This is a genomic window from Bacillus cereus group sp. BfR-BA-01379, from assembly GCF_022663605.1.
In the GTDB taxonomy this organism is placed as follows: Bacteria; Bacillota; Bacilli; order Bacillales; family Bacillaceae_G; genus Bacillus_A; species Bacillus_A mobilis.
On the sequence record NZ_JAKUFT010000231.1, the window covers coordinates 1 to 320 of the forward strand.

The following is a 320-nucleotide window of genomic DNA, read 5'->3' on the forward strand; positions in this document are numbered from 1 at the left end:
TGTGAACTTAATAGGTGTTTCGTTTAAGTCATAATGAGTAGGAGCTTTCGTTTCAATAAATTGATAGTCTCCAGGTTGTAAGTCTTTCGCGATGATTTTTCCATCTTTATCGGTAACTAAATTCGTACGAATATCGTTACCGTTCATATCAGTAATTTTAAATACCGCACCTTCTAGCATTTCTTTTGCATCTAGAGAGTCAACTTTCGTTAATTCCACGCCACCTTTAGTTAAGCCATTTTTAGCAGTAACAGAAACGTGAGTTGGTTGGCTTTTCTTGATAGTGAAAGGAATCGGTGTTTTATTTAAATCATAATCTT

At 34.7% G+C, this 320-nt stretch carries 1 protein-coding gene; it reads right to left on the reverse strand.

Annotated elements, in window-relative coordinates; genetic code table 11:
* The coding region (locus MR113_RS27600) for an MSCRAMM family protein (RefSeq protein WP_277929810.1) at positions 1 to 320 on the reverse strand (320 nt) is incomplete at both ends.